The organism is Tropicibacter sp. Alg240-R139 (genome assembly GCF_900537075.1).
In the GTDB taxonomy this organism is placed as follows: Bacteria; Pseudomonadota; Alphaproteobacteria; order Rhodobacterales; family Rhodobacteraceae; genus Falsiruegeria.
This window is the reverse complement of the sequence record NZ_UNRA01000002.1, coordinates 955,977-967,746: the sequence shown is the minus strand read 5'-3', so window position 1 is coordinate 967,746 and position 11,770 is coordinate 955,977. Positions and strand designations below refer to the sequence as shown.

The window sequence follows — 11,770 nt, the reverse complement described above, 5'->3', positions numbered from 1 at the left end:
ATATCTACATGCTGCCAATACGGTACGTTCGATGGCGCAAAATGGAAAGAGTGTGCCCACCCGTGTCGATCCGGGTGGGCCATCGACCAAGGATGCATTCAATGACCCGACCCAACTTCGTTTTCATCACCGCCGATCAGCATCGTGGCGATTGCCTGGGCATCGAGGGGCGCAAGATCCGTACGCCGCATCTGGATCAGTTGGCGCGAGAGGGGGCGCGGTTCACCTCGGCGATTTGTCCGGCGCCGGTGTGCCAGCCGTCGCGCGCCTCGATCCTGACGGGTCAGCTTTGCCGCACCAACGGTGTTCACGACAACGGGATTGATCTTGACCCCGAGGTTGGAGAACTGGGGTTTGCCGGAGCGCTTGGGGCGGCGGGGTACCAGACGGCCTTTTTCGGTAAAGCGCATTTTTCCAGCTATGACGCTCGTCACAAAACGGGCGCGCCAGAAAGTGTGCTGTCGTCCGAGGATTATCCAGACAATTGGAATGGCCCCTACATGGGGTTTCAGCACATCGAAACGCTGATCCACGGGCACAACTATTTCACACCGCAGAAACCGCCTCGGGGGCAGCATTTTGAGCGGTTCTATTATGGGTCGGGTCGGGGAGATGAGCTGAATGCGCTGTATTGGAAAAACGGCGGCGACACCAAGGGCGCGGCGCAGACCTGGCATTCGCAACTGCCCTTGGCCTATCACAACACGCCGTGGACAGCGGATCGGGCAATCGAGTGGATCAAGTTCAAGCGGGATACGGACAAACCCTTTGTCACCTGGATCAGCTTTCCCGACCCGCATCACCCATTTGACTGCCCCGAGCCGTGGTCGCGACTGCACGATCCTGCGGATGTGGACATCCCGGAACATAGGACGCGTGACCTGGAAAACCGCCCGTGGTGGCATAAGGCGTCCATCGAGAACGATCCTCAGGGCGATCCGGAATCGATCCGTATCCGTAAGGAATATTCGCGGATCGAAGAGCAGACCGAAGAGCAGCTGCGCGAAATCATCGCCAACACTTACGGCCAAATCTCTTTGATTGATCATCATGTAGGTCGGATAATGAATGCTCTGCGTGAGGTGAATCTGGACGACAACACCTACGTCATCTACTCGGCCGATCATGGCGACTGGCTGGGGGATCACGGTCTGATTCTGAAAGGCCCGATGTTGTACGAAGGGCTGCTGCGTGTGCCGTTGCTGGTGCGGGGGCCGAGTGTTCCGGCGGGCAAGGTTGTTTCCCAACCCGTTTCGGTGATGGATCTGGGCCCCACTATGTTTGATCTGACCGGTGTGTCGCCCCAGTGTACGCAGCACGGTCAAAGTTTGCGCCCCTTATGGCAAAGCGACGATGCCAGGCGGGATTATGCCATGTGCGAATGGGAGCTTTTGCCAAACCGGGTGGGTGTCGCGCTTAGCCTGCGGTGCGTGCGGACCGAGACGGACAAGCTGACCATGGACATGCGCTCAGGTGCGGGCGAGATGTACGATCTTACCCAAGACCCCAACGAAATGATCAACGTTTTCAACGAGCCTGCTTATGCGGAAAGGCGGGCTCGATTGCTGACATATTTGGATCAGCGCCCTGATGACATAGGCCCGGTTCGGCGGGCGGTGGGCCCTGCGTGAACGTTGGTTGACCTATCGTGCAGATTTCAATTAGGCGATGCCTAACACCCTCGAAGACAAACTATTCTTTCTGAGCGCTTTTTACCGTGGCAGGGTCTCCTTTGTCATAGCCAAAGGAGCCAACCGAGATGGTGGAATATGTCGATACCCTGGTGGTGGGTGCAGGTCAGGCCGGGATCGCGATGAGCGAACACCTGAGCCGCAATTCGATCTCTCATCTGGTGTTAGAGAAGCATCGTGTGGCCGAAGCCTGGCGATCGCGTCGTTGGGATTCGCTGGTGGCCAACGGCCCGGCCTGGCACGACCGTTTTCCGAACCTGCATTTCACCACCTGTGCAGCAGACGCCTTCCCGCCCAAAGAAGAGGTGGCGGACTATCTGAACTCTTACGCTGACATGATCAAAGCCCCGATCCGGGCCGGGGTTGAGGTCACGTCGTTGAAACGCAAAGAGGGCCGGTCGGGTTTCACCGTCGCAACCTCGGACGGGGTGATCGAGGCAAATTCGGTCATTGCGGCCACTGGCGCTTTTCAGCAGGCAGTCATCCCCCCACTGGTGCCGGAACGCGCGGGCCTGACGCAGATCCATTCGTCGAGCTATCGCAATCCAGATGACTTGCCAGGGGGCGCGATTTTGGTTGTTGGCGCAGGGTCTTCGGGTGGGCAGATCGCGGATGAACTGCAACGTTCCGGGCGCAAGACTTACCTTTGTGTTGGTCCTCACGATCGCCCGCCGCGTGCGTATCGCGGTCGCGACTATTGCTGGTGGTTGGGCGTTCTGGGTCTTTGGGACATTCCAGCCAAAGAACCCGGCACCGAACACGTCACTATTTCCGTTAGTGGCGCTCAGGGTGGGCGCACCGTCGACTTCCGTCGACTGGCGCATGACGGCATGACGCTGCTCGGGCGGGCCAGTGGGTTCACCGAGGGCAAGTTGTTGATCGACGAAGACCTGAAGGACAACATCACTGCGGGTGATGCCAATTACATCGATATGCTCGATCAGGCCGACGCCTATGCAGAAAGGATGGGTCTGAACCTGCCTTTGGAGCCCGAAGCACGCACGATGCTGCCGGACCCCGAATGTCTGGCCAATCCGATCCGCGAACTGGATCTGGAAGCTGAGGGAATCACCACGATTATTTGGGCCACAGGGTTCCGTCAGGATTTCAGCTGGATGAAAGTTGACGCTTTTGACGCCTCGGGCGCGCCGCTGCATCAGCGCGGTGTCTCGCCCGAGCCAGGCATCTATTTTCTTGGCCTTCCGTGGCAATCGCGTCGTGGATCGACCTTTATCTGGGGGGTCTGGCACGACGCCGCCTATGTCGCAGATCAGATAGCCATCCAGAACAACTATCGCGATTATTCCCCTGAAACCGCCACAGCAGCCGCTGCCGAGTGACGCAAAGCCAAGGAGAGAGAAGATGACAATCTTTGACCCCATCAAGAACCCGGTCGATGCGCTGCGCAAGAACGTATCGGTGCCGTTTGATCAAGCTCGCGCCATGCCGCCGTCGGTCTATTCGACCGAGGAATTCGTGGCTGAAGAGATCGAACATATCTTTAAGAAAGACTGGTTCTGCGTTGGCCGTGCCAGTTCTCTGGCCGAGGTTGGCGATTACGTGACCTGTGAACTGGCCGACCAGCCGATCATCGTTCTGCGCGACCGCGATAGCGAATTGCGCGCTTATTCCAACGTCTGCCGCCACCGGATGTCGACGCTGCTGCATGGGCGCGGCAAGACCAAGTCGATCGTCTGCCCCTATCATGCCTGGACTTACAATCTGGATGGGTCCCTGCGCGGTGCGCCGGCGATGGCGGGCAACAAGGGGTTCTGCAAGGACGACTACGCTTTGCCTTCCATCGCCTGTCAGGAGTGGCTGGGCTGGGTGTTCATCACCTTGAACCCCGATGCACAGCCGGTGGCCGAACAGCTGAGCGAGGTCGAGGAGTTGGTCAAAGGCTACGACATGACCAACTACACCGAGACCTTCTTTGAAGAGCATCTGTGGGACACCAACTGGAAGGTGCTGGCAGAGAATTTTATGGAAAGCTATCACTTGCCGGTCTGCCACGCTGGCACCATCGGTGGATTGTCGCGACTGGATGAGATGATCTGCCCACCGGGTCGCAAGGCGTTCAACTATCACACCATACTCAAGGATGAGACGCTGCGCATTGCAATGGCGCATCCCAGCAATGACCGGTTGCAGGGTGAAGAGCGGCGCACGACTTTTCTGCTGGCGATTTACCCCAGCCTGCTGATCACGTTGACACCGGGGTATTTCTGGTATCTCAGCCTGCACCCCAAGGGCCCGTCGCAAGTTCAGATCCGCTTTGGTGGTGGCATGTCGGATGATTATGCCGACGATGCCGAGGCGCAGCAAAACCTGGTCGAACTCAAGACACTTTTGGACGAAGTGAACGTCGAAGACCGTGGATGTACAGAAAAGGTCTATCGCGGATTGTGTGCAGACGGGGCCGAACCCGGCCACCTGTCACATCTGGAACGGCCGAACTTCGACTTTGCACAATACTTGATGAGTCGCGTTGATCCAAGTTTTGAACCCAAGATCGCAAGTCCTGATGCCAAGGAGGGGGCCTGAAGATGTACAGCGAACTAAGCAAACAGCTGCAAGAACTTGCGGCCCTGCCGTCGGACCGCCCGATGTGCATGCCCGGCGCGTTTTATAGCGATCCCGCACAATTCCATCACGAGGCCGCGACGGTTCTTCGCCGCGGTTGGCATTGTCTGGGCCGTGTGGACGAGGTGCCCGAGCCGGGGGACTACTTTGCCACTCAATTGTTGAACGAACCACTGATCGTTGTGCGCCAGTCCAATGGCGAAGTTGCCGTTCTGGCCAACGTCTGTCGTCATCGCGGAATGCCCCTGGCCGAGGGACGCGGTCAGACCAAGCGCTTTGTCTGTTCGTATCATGCCTGGGCCTATGATCTGGATGGCGCTCTGATGCGCGCAGCGCGGATGAAAAACGCAGGATTCGACGCAAAGAAGTGCGGGCTGCATCGCCACAATTTCAAAACCTGGAACGGCTTTATCTACGTCAATCTGGATGCCGACGCTGCGCCCTTTGATTATCCTGAACTTGACGCCTTGCTGGCCCCATATGATAGCAAAAAATTCCGTTTGGTGCACGTGGCGGAAGAGGTTTGGAACACCAACTGGAAGTGCTTGGTCGAGAACTTCATGGAGGGCTATCACCTGTCCGTCGTGCATCCCGAAACATTGCATAGCTATACGCCGACTGGTTTGGCGCGCAAGCTACTTGGGGGGGATGGGTTTACGTCTTACGCCGCGAATTATCCCAAGGATGTCCCGTCGCGCGGCTATGGCGCACCGGGGCTGTCCGATGATGAGCGCCTGCGCTCGACGCTCTTCTCGGTGTTCCCGACCCAAGTCGCCAGCCAAGCCGCCAGCCTGTTGGTGTCGATAAGCATCTTCCCCCTCAGCGCGGGCGAGATTCGGGTGAAATGGACGATGTCGGTTTATGGCGATGATCTGGATGATGAAACCATCGCCAACCGTATCGCGCTGTGGGAAAACGTGAACCGTGAAGATCGCGAAAAGCTTGAGCGGATGCAGGTTGCCCTCAATTCGGCCCATGCCTTGGCCGGGCCGCTGGCCGAAGACAACTACGAAGGCACGATCCGCGATTTTCAGTTGTGGCTTGCCAAACAAGACCGCGCGCAATGCGTCGCGTAACAAGGAAAACAGATGGCTCACACCCGTATTCGCACATTCAATACCTTTGCTACCTATCCAGAGCAGAACTTGGATAATGACCTGTGCCAGGCTGTTGTCACCCAAGGTGGCAAAACGGTTTACTTGCGCGGTCAGTGTCCGCAAAATCTGGACGATGGGGTCAACATTAACAGCCATGATCCCGTAGAACAGACCCACAAGGTGATGCAGAACATCCGCCAGTTGATCGAAGAGGCCGGCGGTGACATGAGCCATCTGGTCAAGGTCGTCGTCTATATCACCGACGTGCGCCACCGCGAGGCGGTCTATCGTACGATGGGCGAATACATCAAAGGCGTGCATCCGGTGTCGACCGGATTGGTTGTTCAGGCGCTGGCACGTCCCGATTGGTTGGTCGAAATTGATGGGACGGCGGTGATCCCGGACTGACCGGTAAAGGGCTGTCTGCCCTCTCTGCCCCTCTGGGGCAATCACCCCTCAGGATATTTGGAGCAAGTAGAAGATATGACCTTTTCTCTGGTGGCACGATGTGCAGATACGGGCATGTTTGGCATGGCGATTGCGTCTTCGTCTCCGGCGGTTGCCGCACGCTGCGCGTTTGCGCGCGCCGGGGTCGGGGCGGTTGCGTCACAGAATGTCACTGACCCGGCGCTTGGCCCCTTGGCGTTGGACCTGATGGCGGAGGGGGCCACCGCCGCCGAGGCCATCGCAGGCGTTCAGGAACAGGGCCGATTCATTGACTACCGTCAGGTTCTGGCCGTCGACAAACAGGGCAATACGGCGATTCATTCGGGTCCGAACTCTTTGGGCATCTGGACCCAGGCGCAAGGGCGCGATGTGGCTTCGGGCGGAAACCTCTTGGCCAACGAAGGTGTGTGCCAAGCTATCGTTGAAGGATTCGAAGCTGCCACCGGGCATCTCGGTGACCGCCTGATTGCAGCCATGCTCAACGGCCTTGCCGCTGGGGGCGAAGCGGGGCCTGTGCATTCAGCGGGACTGAAAATCGTGGACCGCGTTGACTGGCCCGTTGTTGATTTGCGGTGCGATTGGACTGAGGATTGCCCAATCGAAAACACTGCCACGGCTTGGCATGTCTACAAGCCCCAGATTGACGCTTATGTGCAGCGCGCGCTCGATCCGCGCGAGGCACCATCTTACGGCGTGCCCGGAGACCACTGACACCACGCGATGTGGTCTGGACGTCGCAAGACGCTTACGCCACCATGTGCGGCCCTTTTGAAAGCCCAATCATGCCAATCCGATTCACCTTGCGCCAGCTGGAGTATTTTGTCGCCGCTGGAGAATGCGGTAGTATTGCTGCGGCAAGCCAGAAAATGAACGTGTCTCCCCCGTCGATTTCGACAGCGATTTCCCAACTCGAATCCGAGCTTGGTCTGCCGCTTTTCGTGCGCAATCGCGTGCAAGGCTTGAAGATGACGGAAGCAGGTCGCACGCTTGCGGCGCAGGCACTTCGGGTGTTGGACGAAGCAACCGAAATGACGCGTTTGGCTGGTTCTGTGTCCAGCACTGTGCAGGGCCCTTTGCGGCTGGGGTGTCTGGTGTCTTTTGCTCAGATCGTGTTGTCAGGGTTGCGCCGCAGCTTCGAAGGACAGTTTCCGGCGGTTCAAACCTCGCAGATTGAGATGACCCAGGCCGAAATCTTCGCAGCGCTTCGCAGAGGCGAAATTGACATGGCAGTGACCTATGATTTGAACCTGCCGCCGGATTTGGAGTTTCACGCCATCAAGGAACTGCCGCCCTATGTCCTTTTGGCACCAGAGCATCCGCTGGCAGACCGCGAATCTCTGACCATACATGATCTGGCTACCCATCCGATGGTGCTGCTCGATTTGCCGATCAGTTCCGAATACTTCCAGTCCTTTTTTTCACGCGAGGGATTGCGTCCGGTGATCAGCGAGCGCACGCGGGACATGGCAGTGATGCGCAGCCTTGTGGCCAATGGGTACGGTTTTTCGATCGCTAATTTTCGACCCCTGAACGATGTCTCGCCTGACGGCAAGCCGCTCAGGTTTATTCCACTGGTCGGGGAATTGAGATACATCGTCATGGGGGTGCTGGGTGTACCTGGTGCCACCAGCAGCAGCACCCATGCTGCTTTTGTAGAGCATTGTCGCAAAAGGTTGATGGATTAGATCCAAGCCCAGGACTAGCTCAGGCGGTTTGGGTATCTTTTTGTTTCTGTTCGGGCAAAAATTCGTCAACCACGACATAGGCGATGATCACGAAGAAAGCTGCCGTCGCGACTTGGGCGACGCGGACGATGCTTTTGATGTCGGCATCGTCTGAATATGGCGCAATGGTTCCACCATAGATGACAATCGCCGTTGTGATAGCTGACCCGGCGGCGGCGGCCAGCGGTATTTTGGTTTTGCCAAGCGCGCCTAAAGTCAGACAAAAAAGCAGGCAGAGCAGTATAGGCGTCACAAGAACCGGCGCGATTACATTGATTTCATAACAGACGATAGCGACGCCTGCGCCCAGCATGTTGGCCGTCAGCATAGCCTTGGCCACAGTCGTGCCGGCGGATGGCATGGCTGCCAATTGCTGGCTAAGCAGGGCCACGAAGAACAAAACAAGCAGCGCAGAAGACCCTGACAAGAAAAACACTATGGCAAAAGGCACGGTGACAAGTGACATCCTTGTTATACGTCGGGCGCGATCAAAGTCGGTCGCGGCCTGAGCTTTCTTTTGCGCGGTGGCCGACGGGGGTGCGGCTGGTATAAGGGTGAACATCAGCGTCGATACGCAGCCTGCAAAGAACAGGTTAAGCGGGATCCAGAACACCAAAACAAGCGCCAGATCCTGAGACTGCAGCAGCAGGTTTGGTATCATCAACGCCCCCATCAGGGCGATAACCCCTGGTAGAACCCCAGCACCGGACACCGACCATACAAAGGACAAAATGATCCCGATGGCCACAAGGATCAGGAAAACGACCGAATAGGGTGCGAAGACTGCTGAGAGTACAAAAGAGATCAGCATCAGGCCAATGGAAAAGACGAAAAGCTTGCCAAAAGCCGCAAGTGGCAAGCCGATTGGCGCTTGCAGGAACAGGGCGGCGAACACCGCCCCGATGTAGGCCAGCGGCCAGTCCAGCACTAGGCCAAGCCCAAATGCCAACGTTACGCCAAAGGCCAGGCGCAGGATTGAATCGCGGTCTTCAGTATGCATAGGTCATGATCGAAACCAGACGGATATAGCCGCGACCAACCATGTTCAGCAGGCCACTATCACCCAGATACATGATAACGTCGGCTTGCCCGTTCAGCTGAAAACGCAAGTCGTCATCTTCATTCCCGGCCTCATAGCCAGGGAGCACGATGCGCACCGGAAACCGCTCCGGCTCGCGCAGGAACCCTTTGGCGCTTGGGGCAGATGCCAGAACTCCGGGTTGGTCTCCTCCACTGATGGACACGCCCACGCTAAAGCTTTCGATCACGCCCGGTATGATCCGGCCGGGATGCATGTCGAGCACGACTTCGACGGGCGAGCCGACTTTGGTACGGCCCAGGTTATTTTCAGTGAAATAGGCCTCAATCCAGAGGTCAGTGGCATCCAGAAACGTCAGCAAGTCCTGACCAGAGCGTGCATAGGTGCCCGGAGCGATCAAAAGATTCGAGACCACGCCCTTTGCGGGGGCGCGCAGTTCTGTCCATTCCAGATCCAGTTCGGCTTCAGCCAAAGCGGCCAGAGCGCGCTGTATCTTGGGGTTGTCTGTTCCGTCGTCTCCTAAGCGTTGTTTGGCCTTTTCCAGATCAGCCTGGGCGTTTTCGAAATTGGCCACGGATTCCGCCAACTGCCCACGCGCATTGTCTGCCTGCGATATTGGCACCAGGCCTTTCTTCTCAAGCGCGAAGACTCGTTCGCTTTGGATGCGGATTGTGTCCAGGTCGCTTTGGGCGCGCGCAAGTTTTGCTTGCGCAGCGCTGACCTCGGCTGATGAAGCGCCCACGTCTTGCGTTGCGGATTCCAGATCGGCCTCTGCCTTGGTTTTGGCGATCTCATATGGTCTGCGGTCGATGCGAACCATAACCTCTCCGGCTTCGACGATTTGACCGTTTTCGACCAACACCTCTGTCACGGTGCCCGTGACTTGGGGCACGATTTGGGTCGCGATCGCCTTGACGCGCGCGTTGCCAGTAAAGGGCGTCTGTCGATCTGCAGCCAGGTACCAGATCAGGAAGATCAGGATGACTGCAAGTGTGCTCCAGATCGTTTTTCTCATTCAGCGGACCTCTCTGCATCTTCCGGGTGCGCAGAAGCATCAATCCAGACCTTGAACAACTCATAGAAAACCGCAAACAGCACCGGTCCCATGAAGACGCCGATCAACCCATAGGCCATCATACCGCCAAGTACACCGATCAGGATGACCAACATCGGAGTTTCCAATCCCTTGGAGATAAAGACAGGTCGTAAGAAGCTGTCCATAATCATTGCGGGAATGGCCAGGACGGTAAAGATCAGGGCGGATCCTCCGGACATTGAGCTCCACGCGTATATTATCAGCGGCAGCAACACGAGACCGGGTCCGATTTGGATAATGGATAGGATCAGGCAGATAAAGGCCAGCGTGGCAGCCGAAGAGATTCCAAAAACAGTCAAGAGTACCCATATGACAAACGCCTGAATCGCCGCCACACCGATCACACCCTTGGTCACGTTGCGAATGGTGGCGCCGGCTAGGATCACAAATTCGGCCCCACCGGGTGCAAAGACGCGGTTTGCAAAACGTTGCAGCCCACCAACGACCTGCTGGCCGGGTGCGAACAAGGCGCCCATGATGATCACCGACAAGGCGAGCCCCAAAAGGCCGATGCCGATGCCTAGAACTTTTCCAAAGAGGGTTCTGGTGATTTCCAGGATTTGCGGGCCGTATTTTGCGATGGCGCCGTCGAGATTGCGTTCGAACATAGCCCATGCGTCGGCCAATTTGCCGCCAACAATTGGTATTTCCTTTAGCCCCTCAGGTGCAGGCGGGATTTTGAGTTTTCCGCTTGCCGCCTGTTCCGCGAACTCTGAACCAAGTTCAGCCACGCCTGAAACGGCGGTCGCTACAGGCCCCAGGGTCAGCACAAGGCCAAGGAGAACCAGGACGGTTGAAGCAAGACCTTTGCGGCCCCCTAATTTGGCTTGCAACCAGTCGTAAACGGGATAGAGCGCCACACACAAAATCGCGGCCCAGATGACCACGCTGGCCAAAGGCGCGACCATAACAAGCGCGCTGTAGAGGAATAACCCGAGAAACAGCAAACGTATTGCGAGATCTACAATCTTTGCGTCCTGTGTCTTTTCCATTCCATCCCTCCAAGATGTTTATCATTCCAAATGATACACTCATAAATCGTCATATGAACATTTGTTTGATTTTTTTTCGCTCGTGCGTCTGTCACGGTTTCCCGCTGTTATCCTTGTCATCCGATTGCGAAAGGATCGTGTCGGCAATGGTTGTGGCAGCGGTGACAAAGACGCCCAGGCCGACAAGGATGTAGATCATCGTAAAAATCTTGCCCGCAGGCGTTTCAGGCGAGAAGTCCCCGAACCCCACGGTCGAAATCGTCACCACCGAGAAATAGATTGAATCAAGCCAACTCCACCCTTCGACAAAATGATAGAAGATCGAGGCCCACAGGATCATTCCAATGGTGAAAGCCAGAATGCCTTTGACCCGCCCATCCTTGAGCGCGACATTCATCCCGCGAAGAATTCTCTTGAGTGCAGTCATGATGCTTTTTCCCTGTTTGACACACTTGTTCCGATCTCGGTTGCGCCTAGTCGGAACGCGAAACCAAGGTAAAGCCTTGCAGTGGGAAGAGTTTCTCCAGTTAAGCGTGGGTGTGTTGAGTTGTCAAACTCTAGGTTGTACGCGAGCAGTTTTCTGACCACCTCAGCCCGAACGGCGTTGTGAGACATATGCTGTCAGAGCCCATATTGATGCGACCAATACTGATCTGCCTCAGTCAACTTTGAACGTTTGTCTGGCCCACATCCCGGTGGTCGGAAGGTCAGGTTACATCTGTATCCCCGCCTGTAAGGCGCTTGCTCGTGCGGGACAAACATCAGTTACATAGGATAATTTGGTCACTGGTTGGCGGGATGCTGCGAAAAATGGACCTGGCGAATAGTGAAAGCTTAGCGACCGCGCGTGGTTGGGCACCCATGTTCCGGGTTTTCAGCGATGAAAGTGATCGAGCAAGGGTATGCTGTAGCCAGTCGCGCAGTGACCCGGACCATCGGTCGACACCCAGCCGGAGGTTGTACCCCACTTGAGCCGGGCATCAGCCGCCCAATGGCTGAGCTGCGTCGAAGACCTCTCCGTTCGACGGTGACGCAGATGATTTTCGGTTGCGTGGCATTGGCATCAAGCCAGACACTATGCTCGTTAGTCTCAGGTCATGT

General features: G+C 56.7%; 11 protein-coding genes. 7 read left to right on the top strand and 4 right to left on the bottom strand.

Annotated features, from left to right (window positions below; all coding sequences use genetic code 11):
• Positions 1 to 101: 101 nt before the first annotated feature.
• The 7 genes from G6R15_RS12330 (at position 102) to G6R15_RS12300 (ending at position 7,503) form a co-directional block, all read left to right on the top strand.
• Positions 102 to 1,631, top strand: a complete 1,530-nt coding sequence (locus G6R15_RS12330) for a sulfatase-like hydrolase/transferase (protein WP_164660125.1) — start codon at positions 102 to 104, stop codon at positions 1,629 to 1,631.
• A gap of 128 nt (positions 1,632 to 1,759) precedes the next feature.
• Positions 1,760 to 3,031, top strand: coding sequence for an NAD(P)/FAD-dependent oxidoreductase (locus tag G6R15_RS12325; RefSeq protein WP_164660124.1), 1,272 nt, complete (start codon positions 1,760 to 1,762; stop codon positions 3,029 to 3,031).
• Positions 3,032 to 3,053: 22 nt separating this feature from the next.
• Positions 3,054 to 4,235: an aromatic ring-hydroxylating dioxygenase subunit alpha gene (locus G6R15_RS12320; RefSeq protein ID WP_164660123.1), complete on the top strand. Its 1,182-nt coding sequence runs from the start codon at positions 3,054 to 3,056 to the stop codon at positions 4,233 to 4,235.
• Between the two features lie 2 nt (positions 4,236 to 4,237).
• Positions 4,238 to 5,350, top strand: coding sequence for an aromatic ring-hydroxylating dioxygenase subunit alpha (locus G6R15_RS12315; RefSeq protein ID WP_205520513.1), 1,113 nt, complete (start codon positions 4,238 to 4,240; stop codon positions 5,348 to 5,350).
• Between the two features lie 12 nt (positions 5,351 to 5,362).
• The gene (locus G6R15_RS12310) at positions 5,363 to 5,779 is read left to right on the top strand and encodes a RidA family protein (protein WP_164660122.1); all 417 of its coding nucleotides are present in this window, start codon (positions 5,363 to 5,365) and stop codon (positions 5,777 to 5,779) included.
• Positions 5,780 to 5,854: 75 nt separating this feature from the next.
• Complete coding sequence (locus tag G6R15_RS12305) at positions 5,855 to 6,529, top strand: DUF1028 domain-containing protein (protein ID WP_164660121.1); 675 nt, start codon at positions 5,855 to 5,857, stop codon at positions 6,527 to 6,529.
• 71 nt (positions 6,530 to 6,600) lie between these two features.
• Positions 6,601 to 7,503 carry a LysR family transcriptional regulator gene (locus G6R15_RS12300; protein WP_164660120.1) on the top strand — a complete coding sequence of 301 codons (903 nt, stop codon included), beginning with the start codon at positions 6,601 to 6,603 and terminating at the stop codon, positions 7,501 to 7,503.
• Positions 7,504 to 7,522: 19 nt separating this feature from the next.
• On the opposite strand, the gene G6R15_RS12295 is transcribed toward G6R15_RS12300, so the two are convergent.
• The 4 genes from G6R15_RS12295 to G6R15_RS12280 form a co-directional block, all read right to left on the bottom strand.
• A complete protein-coding gene (locus tag G6R15_RS12295) occupies positions 7,523 to 8,542 on the bottom strand; it encodes a DUF2955 domain-containing protein (protein WP_164660119.1) in 1,020 nt (339 codons plus the stop codon).
• Entirely contained in the window at positions 8,532 to 9,596 is a 1,065-nt protein-coding gene (locus G6R15_RS12290) for an HlyD family secretion protein (RefSeq protein WP_164660118.1), read from the bottom strand. Before G6R15_RS12290 ends, G6R15_RS12295 begins: the two co-directional genes overlap by 11 nt.
• The gene (locus G6R15_RS12285) at positions 9,593 to 10,669 is read right to left on the bottom strand and encodes an AI-2E family transporter (protein WP_164660117.1); all 1,077 of its coding nucleotides are present in this window, start codon (positions 10,667 to 10,669) and stop codon (positions 9,593 to 9,595) included. The genes G6R15_RS12290 and G6R15_RS12285 overlap by 4 nt, the downstream gene beginning before the upstream one ends.
• A gap of 91 nt (positions 10,670 to 10,760) precedes the next feature.
• A complete protein-coding gene (locus G6R15_RS12280) occupies positions 10,761 to 11,096 on the bottom strand; it encodes a potassium channel family protein (RefSeq protein WP_205520512.1) in 336 nt (111 codons plus the stop codon).
• Between the last annotated feature and the right edge of the window lie 674 nt (positions 11,097 to 11,770).